Source organism: Croceicoccus sp. Ery5 (assembly GCF_020985325.1).
Lineage (GTDB): Bacteria > Pseudomonadota > Alphaproteobacteria > Sphingomonadales > Sphingomonadaceae > Croceicoccus.
Genome location: NZ_CP087587.1, coordinates 1,005,001 through 1,019,315, shown reverse-complemented (window position 1 = coordinate 1,019,315; position 14,315 = coordinate 1,005,001). Strand labels below are relative to the sequence as shown.

General features: G+C 59.9%; 12 protein-coding genes, 3 tRNA genes and 2 rRNA genes. 9 read left to right on the top strand and 8 right to left on the bottom strand.

Features of this window, described 5'->3' with window-relative positions; genetic code table 11:
- The first annotated feature begins 376 nt into the window (after positions 1 to 376).
- The gene (locus LOZ74_RS04835) at positions 377 to 838 is read left to right on the top strand and encodes an Lrp/AsnC family transcriptional regulator (RefSeq protein WP_230293133.1); all 462 of its coding nucleotides are present in this window, start codon (positions 377 to 379) and stop codon (positions 836 to 838) included.
- Between the two features lie 113 nt (positions 839 to 951).
- Here LOZ74_RS04835 and LOZ74_RS04830 read toward each other — a convergent pair whose 3' ends face one another.
- Both LOZ74_RS04830 and LOZ74_RS04825 read right to left on the bottom strand, forming a co-directional pair.
- A complete protein-coding gene (locus LOZ74_RS04830; protein WP_230293132.1) occupies positions 952 to 1,266 on the bottom strand; it encodes a hypothetical protein in 315 nt (104 codons plus the stop codon).
- A gap of 53 nt (positions 1,267 to 1,319) precedes the next feature.
- Complete coding sequence (locus LOZ74_RS04825; protein ID WP_230293131.1) at positions 1,320 to 1,658, bottom strand: hypothetical protein; 339 nt, start codon at positions 1,656 to 1,658, stop codon at positions 1,320 to 1,322.
- Between the two features lie 181 nt (positions 1,659 to 1,839).
- Between LOZ74_RS04825 and LOZ74_RS04820 the strand changes: the two genes are divergently transcribed.
- The 8 genes from LOZ74_RS04820 (at position 1,840) to LOZ74_RS04785 (ending at position 10,216) form a co-directional block, all read left to right on the top strand.
- Complete coding sequence (locus tag LOZ74_RS04820; RefSeq protein ID WP_230293130.1) at positions 1,840 to 3,981, top strand: TonB-dependent siderophore receptor; 2,142 nt, start codon at positions 1,840 to 1,842, stop codon at positions 3,979 to 3,981.
- Complete coding sequence (locus tag LOZ74_RS04815; protein WP_230293129.1) at positions 3,981 to 4,568, top strand: hypothetical protein; 588 nt, start codon at positions 3,981 to 3,983, stop codon at positions 4,566 to 4,568. Before LOZ74_RS04820 ends, LOZ74_RS04815 begins: the two co-directional genes overlap by 1 nt.
- The gene (locus LOZ74_RS04810; RefSeq protein WP_230293128.1) at positions 4,565 to 5,863 is read left to right on the top strand and encodes a PepSY domain-containing protein; all 1,299 of its coding nucleotides are present in this window, start codon (positions 4,565 to 4,567) and stop codon (positions 5,861 to 5,863) included. Before LOZ74_RS04815 ends, LOZ74_RS04810 begins: the two co-directional genes overlap by 4 nt.
- 101 nt (positions 5,864 to 5,964) lie before the next feature.
- A complete protein-coding gene (locus LOZ74_RS04805; RefSeq protein ID WP_230293127.1) occupies positions 5,965 to 6,246 on the top strand; it encodes a hypothetical protein in 282 nt (93 codons plus the stop codon).
- A complete protein-coding gene (locus tag LOZ74_RS04800; RefSeq protein ID WP_230293126.1) occupies positions 6,243 to 6,683 on the top strand; it encodes a periplasmic heavy metal sensor in 441 nt (146 codons plus the stop codon). The genes LOZ74_RS04805 and LOZ74_RS04800 overlap by 4 nt, the downstream gene beginning before the upstream one ends.
- Before the next feature lie 6 nt (positions 6,684 to 6,689).
- Complete coding sequence (locus tag LOZ74_RS04795) at positions 6,690 to 7,244, top strand: RNA polymerase sigma factor (RefSeq protein WP_230293125.1); 555 nt, start codon at positions 6,690 to 6,692, stop codon at positions 7,242 to 7,244.
- Between the two features lie 33 nt (positions 7,245 to 7,277).
- On the top strand, positions 7,278 to 9,086 hold the full coding sequence (locus LOZ74_RS04790) for a copper resistance system multicopper oxidase (RefSeq protein WP_230293124.1): 1,809 nt from the start codon (positions 7,278 to 7,280) through the stop codon (positions 9,084 to 9,086).
- 5 nt (positions 9,087 to 9,091) lie between these two features.
- Positions 9,092 to 10,216: a copper resistance protein B gene (locus LOZ74_RS04785; RefSeq protein ID WP_230292864.1), complete on the top strand. Its 1,125-nt coding sequence runs from the start codon at positions 9,092 to 9,094 to the stop codon at positions 10,214 to 10,216.
- Here LOZ74_RS04785 and LOZ74_RS04780 read toward each other — a convergent pair.
- The 6 genes from LOZ74_RS04780 to LOZ74_RS04755 form a co-directional block, all read right to left on the bottom strand.
- Positions 10,179 to 10,538 carry a transposase gene (locus LOZ74_RS04780; protein WP_230293123.1) on the bottom strand — a complete coding sequence of 120 codons (360 nt, stop codon included), beginning with the start codon at positions 10,536 to 10,538 and terminating at the stop codon, positions 10,179 to 10,181. The genes LOZ74_RS04785 and LOZ74_RS04780 overlap by 38 nt on opposite strands.
- Before the next feature lie 17 nt (positions 10,539 to 10,555).
- Positions 10,556 to 10,632 (bottom strand) — tRNA-Met (locus tag LOZ74_RS04775).
- A 112-nt stretch (positions 10,633 to 10,744) separates the two neighbouring features.
- A 5S ribosomal RNA gene (gene rrf / locus LOZ74_RS04770) occupies positions 10,745 to 10,859 on the bottom strand.
- Between the two features lie 127 nt (positions 10,860 to 10,986).
- Positions 10,987 to 13,779 (bottom strand): 23S ribosomal RNA (locus tag LOZ74_RS04765).
- Between the two features lie 252 nt (positions 13,780 to 14,031).
- Positions 14,032 to 14,107: transfer RNA gene (locus LOZ74_RS04760), tRNA-Ala, on the bottom strand.
- Between the two features lie 41 nt (positions 14,108 to 14,148).
- Positions 14,149 to 14,225: transfer RNA gene (locus LOZ74_RS04755), tRNA-Ile, on the bottom strand.
- Positions 14,226 to 14,315 lie beyond the last annotated feature (90 nt).

Sequence of the window (14,315 nt, the reverse complement as noted above, 5' to 3'; positions counted from 1 at the left end):
CCGAACCGGCGCTTCCCGCGCCGACCTCTGGCATCCCTCCGCAGAACCTTCCCCGTTTGCAGATCCGGTATTCCGGACCTTGCTTCTGGTATTGACCGGCGCGCCGATTGCGCGGCGGCACCGGCAGCTCTTGGTAGATCGAAATATGAATTGCTCTGTCCGGCTGGCGAATTGATCGACAGGCGGAGTGTTTCGACATTCCTTCGGTAGAGCCCGCCCCTTCCGAGTGACCTGAAATGTATGCAAAACCCTTTGAAAAATCTTGCCAATTTTTGGTCACATCGGGCCGTTTGATAGTATGATTGCGCGCCTTTCAGGCCCATCCCTGGCGCAAAACGACTAGCGGCAGAGGCCATGCTGCCGCAGTCATGCTGCCATGCAGGACATTGATTCGTTCGACCGGAAAATATTGAGCGTTCTGGCCGAGCAAGGCCGCGTCAGCTGGCGCGAACTGGGCGACCGCATCGGCCTTTCGCTGACGCCGACATTACGCCGCGTGCGCAGGCTGGAGGCTGACGGCTATATCGAGGGGTACGAGGCCCGTTTGAGCGAACCGAAACTGGGCGGACACATGAGTGTTTTTGTATCCATTTCGCTTGGCCGCCAGGCAAGCGACACGCTGATGACATTCGACCGTTCGATCCTGGAATTGCCCGAAGTCATGGAATGCTATCTGATGACCGGAGATGCCGATTATCTGGTTCGCATCGTCGTGAACGATCTGCCCCATTATCAAACCGTGGTCGACCGCATCGCGCAAATTCCCGACATCAATCACATCAAGTCCAGCTTTTCGCTTCGCCCCGTCGTGCAAAGGCGCTCACCCTTGCTGCGATAGCCGGCGGGAGAGCTATCGGCCGGTCTGGACGATGCGACAGGCATTGGGCCGTCGGTCGCGGGAACGGCGCGCCCGTACTCCTTCCCATGAAAGGGCACGCCGTTCCATTCCCGTCAGCCGAAACCGCTTCCCCACAACAGGAAACACGCAAGCGGTATTCCGGCGACTACGCCCAGAAAGACCGCCGCGTTGCGCAGATCCCGCAATCCGAAGCGGTCGATGTGGTCGCTGCGGAACTGGCGATATTGCGGGGCGATGTCCTCTTCGCAGGACAGCATGGCGACATCCATGGCAGTGGCTTCCTTGCGGAACCAGCGCAGCACGCGCTGTAGCTCGGCGTCGGTGAGATCGGGGTAACAGGCAAGGATCGCGGCTATTTCCGCGCGCAGCATTATGCACGCCGGTTGGCGTGTTGTTTCGTCGGTCATATTTCACCTGATGAACGGTTGAGATCATGGCCCGACCGTGCGGGCCCGTTCGATCAGATGCGCGGTGGCCCCCGTGCCCGGTTGGCCCGCGCGGCGGACTGGCGCAGATCGCCTGCCTGCGATGGGGACCAGAGGCTTAGCCCGTCCGCATCCGCATCGGCAGATACAGAGCCGGTATGGAACGGCACGGGCGCCTTGCCGCCACCGCCCTTTTTGAAATCGTCGGCCCGCAACGCATTTTGCACGGCGGGCATGACCGCCTTGTGCAATTCCAGCGGTCCGCCCGCAGTCGCGCCGTGCTCACCCGTTCCGGCAAAGGCAATCGGCTGCCCCGCTTGCGCGGGTGCCGCAGCCGCCATGGCCAGCGCCAACAGCGCAAGCAGACGGGCCATCAGGAAAGACGGGATTCGCATATTGCGCGCATTCACCGGATCGCGATGCGGCGCAAGATCGCATTCGGTCGAACACCGGAGCGCACAACAACGCCCCCTATCGTATCCCGAAAGCAGAATACTTTCTTGCAAATGAGAATGCATCTCATTAACGGGAGTTGCATCAAACGAAGGGGACCCCATGCGACTGCTGAAATACTCGATCCTGTCGGCCACCATGCTTGTGCCGGTGACCGCCTTTGCCAATGACGTCGTGGCCACCGACGGTGCCGCAGCGGCAGAACAGCCGCGCGATATCGTCGTGTCCGGCATGATGCAGGAAAGCGCATCGGCGACGAAGACCGACACGCCGGTGATCGAGGTTCCGCAGCCCGTGACCATCATCGATGACGAGGTGTTCGAGGCGCAGGGCGCGGTGTCGGTCAGCGATACGCTGAACTATGTCGCGGGCGTGACCGCCAATCCCTATGGCCCCGACAGCCGCGTCGACGGGGCGCTGGTGCGCGGGATCAGCGCGCTGCAATTCCGCGACGGCATGCGCGATATCTTCAGCTATTACGCCAGCATCCGGGCCGATCCGTATAATTTCGACCGCATCGAACTGGTGCGCGGCCCAGCGTCGGTCCTGTTCGGACAGGGTTCGCTGGGCGGCATCGTCAATATGGTGTCCAAGACACCGCAATTCGAAACCGGCGGCGAATTCTCGCTGCGCTATGGCTCTTTCGATCGCAAGGAAGCACTGGCCGACATCACCGGCCCCGTCACCGACACGCTGGCGGCGCGCGTCGTGGCGCGGGTGCGCGATTCAGGATCGCAGACCGATCATGTGCCCGACGACCGCGTGATGTTCTCCCCCTCCGTCACCTTCGCACCGGCCGACACCACGCAGATCACGCTGATCGGCCTGTATCAAGAGGATGATGGCGGTTCGACTTCGCAGTTCCTGCCGCTGGTCGGCACCATCCTGCCCAACCCCAACGGCCAGCTGGATAGTGATCTGTTTATCGGAAAACCCGGATGGGACCGCTATGACGGGCGCCTGCTGCAGGGCACGATCATCGCCAGCCACGAATTCTCGCCGGAGCTGACGGTGAATGCCAAGGCGCGCTATATCGACAGCGACCTCACCTATCTCACCCATTATCCCAACAGCTATTCCAACCCGCTGAACCCCTATATCGACGAGGATCAGCGCCAGATCTATAACTACGCCAGCGGCAGCCTTGCCCGCATGGAGATCTTTTCGACCGACAATAATGTGCAATATGATTTCCGCACCGGCGACGCGGTCGAACACACGCTGCTGGCGGGTATCGATTACAGCTGGAACCGTGTGCGCAAGGACAGCGGCTATGCGCTGGAACTGATCGATATTTACGCCATCGACTACGACAGCCTGTCGGATTTCAACGGCACCATCCCGATGCCCGGCGATGCGGGCTATCTTTATGGCTTTGCCGAAGATGTGAAGCAGACGCAGATCGGCTTTTACCTGCAGGACCAGATCCGCATGTGGGACCGCGTGTCGATCGTGCTGGGCGTCCGGAGGGACGAGGCGCGCTCGACCTCTTATGGCGAGGAAGTCTATGATCAGGGCGCGACCACGTTCCGCGCCGGTATCATCGGAGAAGTCGTCGACGGCGTATCGCCATTCTTCAGCTATACCGAGAGTTTCGAGCCGATCAGCGGTTCCGACCTTTACGGCGATCCCTTCGTGCCCAAGACGGGCCGCCAGTTCGAGGCGGGGGTGAAATTCCATCCGGCCGACCAGATCATCGTGACCGCCACGGCCTATCACATCAAGGAAGCGAACCGCCCCGTCGCCGCGGTCGTGCCCAGCCCCGACGATCCGGACGTGATCCTGAACGGCCAGTTGCAGATCGGCTCGCTGACGTCGAAAGGCGTCGAGTTCGAGGCCAATGCCACCCTGCCCGGCAATCTGCTGCTGATCGCCAACGCCAGCTATAACGAGGCGGAGATCGAAGATACGGGCCAGCAGCTCGACAATGTGCCCAAGTTCAATGCCTCGCTATGGGCGATGAAGGATTTCGCCCTGTCGGACAGCACCGGCGCACGGATCGGCGCAGGCGTACGCCATGTGGGCAAGAACAAGTCATACGGCGCGGCCTTCCCCGACGGGCTGACCACGCCTGCCTTTACGCTGGTCGACGCGGTCGCCGAAGTCAGCTGGGAAAGCTGGAGCCTTGCGCTGAACGCCACCAACCTGCTGGGCAAGGACTATTATTCCGCATGCCTCGCACGCGGCGATTGCTTCATGGGAAGCGAACGCAATGTCTATGGCACGCTGAGCTATCGTTTCTGATGGGCGGCGATGCCTTGCTGGTGACCGGCAGTGCTCTGGCGGTCCTCGGCGTTGTCATGCTGCGCTGGTCATGGGGGCGGCCCCGGCGGGCCACCTTGCCCAATCTGGCAGGCTGGGCATCGCTTGCCGCTGCCGTGATCTGCGGCGCGGCGGCGGCGGGCGCATGGGGCATTGCGTTCGCTTCGCTATGGGCGATGGGCGCGGCGTGCGCCTTGCTGGCATGGGCGGGCCTGACCGCTGCGCCGCCCGCAACGAGTGCGCGCCGCGCGTCCGACCGGCGCGCGGGCATGCTGCCGCAAGGGGATGAGCCCCTGCGCCTTGGCGGGCGGGCGCTGACCTTTCTGCTGGTGGCGGTGCTGTCGATGGCGGCGTCCATTGCCATCGCGCTTGGCGTTCGCTGGATCGCGCTGCTGTGCGGCGCCGGAGAGGGCAATGCATCGGTGCTGGCGCTGTTCGCGGCGCCGCTGGCGTGGACGATCCTTGCCTATGCATTGCTGATGACAGCCAGCCGCAAGCGCCAGTTCGCGATGATCGCCTGCAGCCTGCTGGCCGCTCTGCCCCCAATTCTGACAGGAGTCATGGCATGAGCCGGACCATCGAAGCGGGCACGGTCAAACGCGCCCTTTCCGCCCACGCCGCGATCGGGCTGATCGCGGGGGCCTTGCTCTATCTCGTCTCGCTGACAGGCACGGTCGCGGTGTTCTATGCCGAATTGCAGCGTATCGAGCAGCCAGATGTGCCCGAAATGACCGCGATTGCGCCCGAAGCGGTGCAAAACGGTGTCGAACATGCGCTGAAGCAGCCATCGGGCAATGCGCCCACCACGCATCTTTACGTGCATATGCCGGTCGAGGATTTGCCCCGCGCGACGATCACTACCGATAATGATGCATGGCATCTGGATATCGACGGCAATATCGCCATGCCCGAGGAAATCGCATGGTCCGACTTCCTCGTCGCGCTGCATTATACGCTGAACCTGCCCGCGCTGGTCGGCATCACCATCGTCGGCATTCTGGGCGTGATGATGCTGGCATTGTCGCTGTCGGGCGTGGTCGCCCTGCCACGCATCTTCCGCGATGCGTTCCGCTTGCGCGCGCGCAGCCCGGGCGGCGTGGCGCTGGCCGACTGGCATAACCGGTTAAGCGTCTGGACGCTGCCCTTCGGCGTCGCCATCGCGCTGACCGGGGCGTTGATCGGGCTGGCGACGGTCACGGCCTATGGCATTGCGGCCAGTGATTACGGCGGCGATGTCGCGGCGGTTTACGAACCCATATTCGGCGGAGAACCGGCGGGCGACGACGCGCCTGCCCCTGCCCCCGATGTCGCGGCGGCCTTACGCTATATGGCCCGCCATTATCCGCAGGTCGAACCGAGCTATGCCATCCTGCACGATCCGCTGACACGCGGCCAGCACATACAGATCGTCGGGCTGCACGATAAACGGCTGATCTTCGGTGAATATTACAGCTTCGACGCCAGCGGCAATTTCAAGGGCACCGCGGGCCTGTCCGATGGCGACTGGGGCCAACAGGCCGCCGCGTCGACCTATCAGCTGCATTTCGGCACCTTTGGCGGCATCTGGGTCAAGATCGCCTATGCGCTGTTCGGGGCCGCGCTGACGGCAGTTTGCGCCACAGGCACCTATATCTGGCTGGGCAAACGTCGCCGCCGCGGATTTGACGAACCGAGTCTGAGGGCAATGTGGAACGGCGTCATCATCGGCGCGCCGGTGGCACTGGCGATCAGTTTCGCGGGCAGGCTAGCGATCGGCAATACGGCCCCTCTGGTGGCGATATTCTGGGTATCCTATGCGCTGTGTATCGGACTCAGCCTCGTGATCGGCAGGCGTGCGGCAGTGCCGCCGCACTTACGCGGCTGATCTGGTGCGGACAGGCTTTGGCCCTGCGCACCCCTCAATTATTTTTGAGGGTTCGTCGCAGTGTCGGCGTAAGTAAGGGCAGCAAGCAGGATCGAGGCAAAATGCAAGACAGCCGACTGGACATGGCCCTGAAGGGTGTAGGTGGCTCTGACGAAGCCGCGATAGCCGATGATTTCATGGATGGAGTCTGGATGCAGGCGGACCGGTTGGTAGAGATGTCGGCTCGCCGCCGCCGCCTTGCGTTGATGGGGGTTATGATGTTCGTCGGGCTCGGCGCCGGCTTTTCGACCACGCATACGCCTGCCCGCGCGGAAACCGCCGGAAATCGCCTGATCGATGGGACCGATCTGTCCCCCGCTGCTCTATTGCACGTCGCACCGTGAAGTTCGGCGGTCTTCAGCTCTTGCTTGCCATCGCCCTGGCGCTGGCAGCCGGCGTTCTGGGTGCAATCGCCGCCGGTGAACTGCGCGACACAGGACAAAGCCAGACGCTCCATCACTTTGTGCATGAAGAGCTTGACCTGACCGACAGGCAGAAGGCGCAATTAAATCAGCTCGAGAATAATTTCGCGGCCGAGCGCAAGGATATGGAGATTTCATTGCGCGCAGCCAACTCGCAGCTCGCGGCGGCGATGGAAGACGAGCATGAATATGGCCCCAAGGTCGTCAGTGCGATTGACGAGGTTCATGACCGCATGGGTGATCTGCAAAAGGCAACGGTTCGCCATGTCTTTGATATGAGAGCCTTGCTCGATCCGCAGCAGCAGTTGCGCTTCGATCGGCAGGTAGCAAGTTCGCTGACCAGCGAACCCGGTGAATGACCCGCGGTGCAGGTCGGGCCTGACAAGGACGAGCGTGATCTGATCGGCATGGCGAAAGAGGGCAACAGGTCCGCTTTCAGCCAGCTTGTACGGCCGCATCTGCCCCGACTGATAGTGCTCGCCCGCCGCATGCTGGGATCGGCGGAAGATGCCGAGGACGCCGTCCAGACGGCGCTGGCGTCAACGTGGATGGCACGGGCGAGGCTCGATCCCGAACAACCGATCGCACCATTCTTGACGACGGTCACGCTGAACAAATGTCGCGACAGGATCAGGCGGCGCAAGGTGGCACGGCTGGTTGGCTTGTCCGATGCGATTTATATCGTTCCCTCTGACGATCCGGACCAGTTGCGAACTGCGGCAGGCCGTGAATTACTGACGCGAACTGCGCAAGCGATCGAGAGGCTGCCACTGAAGCTGCGCGAGGCGCTGGTGCTGGTCGCTTTGGACGGACGCAGTCAGGCAGAGGCGGCCCGGCTTTTGGGCGTGACCGGGAAAACGATCGAAACACGTATCTATCGCGCCCGGCAAAAATTGCGCGAGAAAGTCGATTTTTCCTGAGGGGTGTTTGCCGCCTGCGCGTAAGCACGGGTTATGACATTCACGACCGATCGCAAACCACTCTCACTGCAACGTCGCCGCTTCCTCGCCAGTAGCGCTGGTGCTGCCAGCCTGATCGGACTTGCGCAGTCCGTGCCTGCATGGGCCCGCGCAAACCATGGCGGCACGATGGCGCGCAAGGGCAGCGATGTTCTGTCGGGTGAACATCTCACCATGACGGTCAGGGATGCGGCCTTCGCCACCGGCAAACGCCATGGTCCGGCGGTAACGGTGAATGGAACCCTGCCCGGTCCGCTGCTGCGACTGACAGAGGGGCAGAACCTTGTCGTCGATCTGCTGAACGAAAGCTCGGGTGAGACGTCGATCCATTGGCACGGGCTGCTGGTGCCCTTCCTGATGGACGGCGTCCCGGGTGTATCGATGACCGCAGTTCGGCCGGGAGAGAGCTTCCGGTACGAATTCCCGATCCGTCAGGCGGGGACCTATTGGTGGCATGCGCACACCATGCAGGAGCCGATGGGCCATTACGGGCCCATTATTATCGATCCGGGCGATGGCGATGCGCATAAGGTGGACCGTGACTATGTGGTGATGCTGTCCGACTGGTCGCCGATGCATCCGCATACGCTGATGAAGAAGCTGAAGGTGGGCGAGGCACCGTTCAATTTCCAGAAGACCACCGCCAGCGACGACTACAAGCTGTCCGGGGCAGACCGCCGGATGTGGGCGCGGATGCGCATGATGCCGACCGACATCTCCGACGTGTCGGCGCCGCTCTACAGCTATCTGATCAATGGTCATGGCCCCGATGACGGGCTGGAATTTGCCTTCAACCCCGGTGAACGCGTGCGGCTGCGCTTCATCAATGGTTCGGCGATGACCTTCTTCAATGTGCGGATTCCGGGGGTGGCGATGCAGGTGGTCGCCGCCGACGGTCAGGATGTGCGTCCGGTCGAAGTGGATGAATTCCAGATCGGCAATGCCGAGACGTATGACGTGATCGTCGAGCCTCGCGGTGCGGACGCCTTTGCCATCGTCGCAGAGGCGATGGACCGCTCTGGCATGGGGGTCGCGATGCTGACCGCGCGGCAAGGCACCAGCGCCGCAGTCCCGCCGCTGCGCGATCCGCCGCTGCTGACCATGGCCGACATGGGGATGAACCATGGCTCTGCGGATGGCGCGATGGATCATAGCGCCATGGGCCACGGTGGTATGGATCAATCCGGTAGCGGCGCCATGAACGGCATGGAAATGCAGGACATGGACATGGGCGGCATGACCATGCGCGATACCTCGCTGCTTCCGCCAGAGGTGAAGGTCGGGCCCGGTCTCGACATGGTTTCGATGAACCCCGTGGACCGCATGGGCGATCCGGGCATCGGTTTGGCCGGCGTCGGACACCGCGTGCTGAACTACCGGCAACTTGTTGCCGCGCGCATGAACAGCGACATGCGTCAACCGACGCGGCTGAAGGAGATTCACCTGACCGGCAATATGGAACGCTATATGTGGTCGTTCGACGGCAAGAAGTTTTCTGCCGTTACCGATGATCCGATCCGCTTTGCGTTCAATGAACGGGTCCGCGTGAAGCTGGTGAACGACACCATGATGGCGCATCCGATCCACCTTCACGGCCATTTCTTCGAACTGGTGAACGACGCCCCGCATGGCCACCAGCCTTTGAAGCACACTCTGATCGTGCAGCCCGGTGGCAGCGCGCAATTCGACCTGACCGCGAATGAGCCGGGTGACTGGGCGTTTCACTGCCACCTTATCTACCACATGCATAATGGCATGTTTCAGGTCGTGACTGTCCGCCCCTTGCAGGGAGAGGAAGGTTGATGCGCATGGCTGCCATACTTGCCCTGCCATTGATTGCGCTGCCCTCCGCGGCGCTGGCGCAGGATCACGGCGATCAGCACGTTATGCCGGATGCGGAAGTGCAAGCAGAAACAGATCGCTGTCCGTCCGGCGCGGACACGGCGATGCCGGTGACGGATTGCTCAGACCAGTCCGGGCAATCAGCCTTGGACCACGCGGGCATGGACCACTCGGGCATGGACCATTCGGCGATGGGGCATGATACCATGCCCCAGCCGGAAGTGGATCACAGCGCCATGGGCCATGACCAGATGGATCACGGCTCTATGAATCACGGTCAGATGGATCATGGGGCGATGGATCATTCGGCAATGGGTCACGCTGGAATGGCGGGCGGAAACGATCTTCCCAATTCTCCGCCGCCGCCCGAAGCCTTTTCGGGTCCGCTGCATGCGGCAGACGCTTTCGTCGGGGCAGAAGCGATGGCGGCGTCGCGCGTGACGGTGACGCGGTCGGTTAGCGGAATGCCGGTGTTCTGGCTGCAGGGCGACAGGGCCGAATATCGCGCGCGTGCGGGAAGTGACGGCTATCTGTGGGACCTTCAGGGCTATTACGGCGGCGATATCGACAAGCTCTGGTTTAAGAGCGAGGGCGAAGGCAGCTTCGGCGAAAGTCCGGAATCGGCTGAGGTTCAGGCCCTGTGGAGCCACGCGATCGGCCCGTGGTGGGATGTGCAAACGGGCATCCGTCAGGACCTGACCGGTCCGAACCGCACCCATGCGGTCATCGGCGTGCAGGGGCTTGCGCCGTATCTGTTCGAAGTGGATGCAGCGGCGTTCCTGTCGAATAGGGGCGACCTGACTGCCCGTATCGAGGCAGAGCTCGACCAGCGCATTACCCAGCGACTTATCCTGCAGCCGCGCATGGAGGTCGGCTTGTCCGCGCAGAGCATTCCCGAACTGGGCGTTGGCGCCGGTTTCGACGCGGTGGAGGCGGGCATTCGCCTGCGCTACGAGATCGCCCGCGAGTTCGCGCCCTATGTCGGGGTCGAGCAGGAATGGAAACTGGGCGATAGCGCCGACTATGCCCGTGCCGGCGGCGAGGATGCGAGCGTCACAAATTATGTAATCGGGGTACGCTTCTGGTTCTGAAAGACCAGGAAGCGAATATCTGAATGGCTGAATAGAAGAGCTTGATCCAATGGATGGCCAATTTGCCCAGAAAGGCAAAGTCGCGGCAGTGGATCAGGAAGCGCCGGATAAAGTCGTCGGTCGCAAAGGTCGTGATCCGCCCGCGTTCCGGGCCGCCGCGCTTGTCATCCTTATAGCCAAAGGTGACGCCGGTTTCGTCGAACGCGATCAACCGCCAATACCACGCACGGCTACGTTTGGTGCCACCTAAAGCTGCGCCCCATGTGCCTTGATCAACCAACACCAGTATCCCCGCTGGAAGCAGCGAGGTTATATAATCCAACGTTATCAGTAGAAAGTTGGTTGCGGGGGTTGGATTTGAACCAACGACCTTCAGGTTATGAGCCTGACGAGCTACCGGACTGCTCCACCCCGCGTCACCTTTGCTGCTGAGCGCAGCGTAGAGACTAAAAAGCCGCCGCTCGGTTGAACCGGCAGCGGCTTTTTGGTGTTTGTGAATGGGTTTTAGCTGATGACGTCGGCTGCAATGCCTGGCGACGACCTACTCTTCCAATGCTTAGGCATTAGTACCATCGGCGCAGTCTGGTTTCACGGCCGAGTTCGAGATGGGATCGGGTGGGTCACAGACGCCATGGTCACCAAGCAATGAAGCCGGCGTATCAGCGGTTTTAAATCGATGCGCACCCTGTTGGGTGAAGATATATCTGGATGAGGATCGTCCTCATCAAAGACGGCCTGACTGGCAGGACTGTCATTGATGATGTGGAATTCTCAAGCGCGAACAGAACTATTAGGACCGGTTAGCTCCATGCGTTACCGCACTTCCACACCCGGCCTATCAACGTCGTGGTCTACGACGGTTCGAAGATACCTAATCTTAAGGGAGGCTTCCCGCTTAGATGCTTTCAGCGGTTATCCCGTCCATACATAGCTACCCTGCGGCACCCTTGGCAGGATGACAGGTACACCAGAGGTATGTTCACCCCGGTCCTCTCGTACTAGGGGCAACTCCTTTCAAGTATCGACGCCCACGGCAGATAGGGACCAAACTGTCTCGCGACGTTCTGAACCCAGCTCACGTACCACTTTAATTGGCGAACAGCCAAACCCTTGGGACCTGCTCCAGCCCCAGGATGTGATGAGCCGACATCGAGGTGCCAAACGATTCCGTCGATATGAGCTCTTGGGAATCATCAGCCTGTTATCCCCGGCGTACCTTTTATCCGTTGAGCGATGGCCCTTCCACGAGGGACCACCGGATCACTATGACCGACTTTCGTCTCTGCTCGACTCGTCAGTCTCGCAGTCAGGCAGGCTTATGCCATTGCACTCTTGCAGCCGGTTTCCAACCGGCCTGAGCCTACCATCGCGCGCCTCCGTTACTCTTTAGGAGGCGACCGCCCCAGTCAAACTACCCGCCACAGAGGGTCCCTACGCCGGCTAACGGCGCGAGGTTAGACATCAGAAAACAGCAGGGTGGTATTTCACCTATGGCTCCACGTCAGCTGGCGCCAACGTTTCAAAGCCTCCCACCTATGCTACACAACTCTTTCCTAATGCCACTCTGAAGCTGCAGTAAAGGTGCACGGGGTCTTTCCGTCTAACCGCGGGTACTCCGCATCTTCACGGAGAATTCAATTTCGCTGAGCATATCCTGGAGACAGTGGGGAAGTCGTTACGCCATTCGTGCAGGTCGGAACTTACCCGACAAGGAATTTCGCTACCTTAGGACCGTTATAGTTACGGCCGCCGTTTACTCGGGCTTCAATTCGGAGCTTGCACTCCTCCTCTTAACCTTCGAGCACCGGGCAGGCGTCAGACCCTATACGTCGTCTTGAAGCCGACTTAGCAGAGTCCTGTGTTTTTGCTAAACAGTCGCTACCCCCTGGCCTGTGCCCCCTCCTACTGCTTGCGCAGAAAGAGGGCCTCCTTCTTCCGAAGGTACGGAGGCAATTTGCCGAGTTCCTTCAGGATACTTCTCTCAAGCGCCTTGGTATACTCTACCTGACCACCTGTGTCGGTTTCGGGTACGGTCTATACGGAGAGGCTATTTCCTGGGACCACTTGGCTGCCCTTCCAATCCGATAAGGAAGAACAACGTCCGCAATCCGTCACACATCTCCAGGCCCACGAATATTAACGTGGTTCCCATCGACTACCCCCTTCGGGCTCGTCTTAGGGGCCGGCTCACCCTGCGCTGATTAGCATTGCGCAGGAACCCTTGGTCTTTCGGCGAGAGGGCATCTCACCCTCTTTGTCGCTACTCATGTCAGCATTCGCACTTCCGATACGTCCACGGTCGGTTACCCTCCCGCTTCACTCGCTTACGGAACGCTCCGCTACCGCTCGTAGTAAACTACGAACCCTAAGCTTCGGTGCATCACTTTAGCCCCGTTACATCTTCGCCGCAGGAACCCTTATTTAGACCAGTGAGCTGTTACGCTTTCTTTAAAGGATGGCTGCTTCTAAGCCAACCTCCTGGTTGTTTTGGGATTCCCACATGCTTTCCCACTTAGTGATGACTTGGGGACCTTAGCTGTAGGTTAGGGCTGTTTCCCTTTTGACGACGGACCTTAGCACCCGCCGTCTGTCTGCCGGACTAGACTCGATGGTATTCGGAGTTTGGTTAGGTTTGGTACAGCTCGCGCCGCCCTAGCCCATCCAGTGCTCTACCCCCATCGGCAATCATCCGACGCTCTACCTCAATAGATTTCGCGGAGAACCAGCTATTTCCCGGCTTGATTGGCCTTTCACCCCTAAACACAACTCATCCGAGAATTTTTCAACATTCACCGGTTCGGTCCTCCAGTGCGTGTTACCGCACCTTCAACCTGGTCATGCATAGATCGCCGGGTTTCGGGTCTAATACACCATACTCTGTCGCCCTATTCAGACTCGCTTTCGCTGCGCCTACACCTATCGGCTTAAGCTTGCATGGTACATTAAGTCACTGACCCATTATGCAAGAGGTACGCTGTCACTCCCTATGGAGCTCCAACTGCTTGTAAGCATTCGGTTTCAGGTACTGTTTCACTCCCCTAATCGGGGTGCTTTTCACCTTTCCCTCACGGTACTAGTTCGCTATCGGTCATGTACGAGTATTTAGGCTTGGAGGGTGGTCCCCCCCATGTTCAGACAGGATTTCACGTGTCCCGCCCTACTCGAGTCTTCATCCATCGCTTTCGCATACGGGGCTGTCACCCGCTATGGCCACTCTTTCCAAAGTGTTCTGCTAGTTGAAGATGAAGCACTGGCCTGGTCCGCGTTCGCTCGCCACTACTAACGGAATCTCGGTTGATGTCTTTTCCTCCAGGTACTGAGATGTTTCAGTTCCCCGGGTTCGCTTCACCAAGCCTATTTTATTCAGCTTGGGATACCTTATCCACCTCACTCAATTACCGGTAAAACCGCCAATCGAGAGAAATGGTGAAGGTGGGTTTCCCCATTCGGAAATCGCCGGATCAAAGTTTGCTCACAACTCCCCGACGCTTATCGCAGCGTGCCACGTCCTTCATCGCCTGTACATGCCAAGGCATCCACCAAATGCTCTTACCTCACGCTTGAGAATCCACACCATCAACAACAGGCCTGCATAACGCCTGTGTCGTCACTAGGTGCGGACGATATCTCAGCCAGATAATCAATTTTGATTGATCTTGTGATGATACCATGATGACGCGAGTTTCCCCACGCCTCTCACGATACCGCCACGGCATCGATTTAAAAACCCATTCACAATGTCAAAGATCGGCAGCGCAAATCGCCGCCTAACCGGTAAAACCGGATTTCGTTGCTTCTTCGTCGGATATCAGAACTGGTGGAGCCTATCGGGATCGAACCGATGACCCCCTGCTTGCAAAGCAGGTGCTCTCCCAGCTGAGCTAAGGCCCCGCACCATTCCTGATTAGCTGGCCCGTTAAATGACCAAGTCATGGTGGGCCGAGGAGGACTCGAACCTCCGACCTTACGCTTATCAGGCGTACGCTCTAACCACCTGAGCTACCGGCCCCCAATTCCTTGCAGACCAAAAGGCCGCATAGGGCTGAGGCCAGCTCAGGCATACAACGCGCACAGGAAACCCTGCGCACACTATATTCCG